Source organism: Gluconobacter thailandicus F149-1 = NBRC 100600 (assembly GCF_000964465.1).
In the GTDB taxonomy this organism is placed as follows: Bacteria; Pseudomonadota; Alphaproteobacteria; order Acetobacterales; family Acetobacteraceae; genus Gluconobacter; species Gluconobacter thailandicus.
This window is the reverse complement of record NZ_BANH01000111.1, coordinates 1-373: the sequence shown is the minus strand read 5'-3', so window position 1 is coordinate 373 and position 373 is coordinate 1. Positions and strand designations below refer to the sequence as shown.

Below are 373 nucleotides of genomic sequence, written 5' to 3'. Positions count from 1 at the left end.
AGGACCAGAGCTGAACTTGCGCTCTGTCGGGCACGTCCACCTCCCAAACCCAGTGACACAAACGACCGGTTTCGCATCATCTCGGGGGAACGAGAGGTTTTGCGGCGTCCAGTGTGACAGAAAGGGCATGCGAAATGACAACCTATGGATATGCCAGGGTTTCGACTGACGGGCAGACGACAGATCCGCAAGTGCTGGAGCTGAAACAGGCCGGGGTCGACCTGGAGAACTGTTTTGTGGAAACCGTCTCCGGCAGTGTGAGTGCTGCCAGACGTCCTGTGCTGCAAAAGCTTCTTGAGCACCTTTGCAACGGCGACACATTGACGGTGGTGAAGCTCGACCGGCTGGGACGAGATACCATCGACACCCTGAC

1 protein-coding gene is annotated in these 373 nt (G+C 57.4%); it reads left to right on the top strand.

Going from position 1 to position 373, the window contains the following annotated elements; genetic code table 11:
- Nucleotides 1-134: 134 nt before the first annotated feature.
- A partial coding sequence (locus B7444_RS15805) for a recombinase family protein (protein ID WP_035730862.1) occupies nucleotides 135-373 on the top strand: 239 nt, incomplete at its 3' end.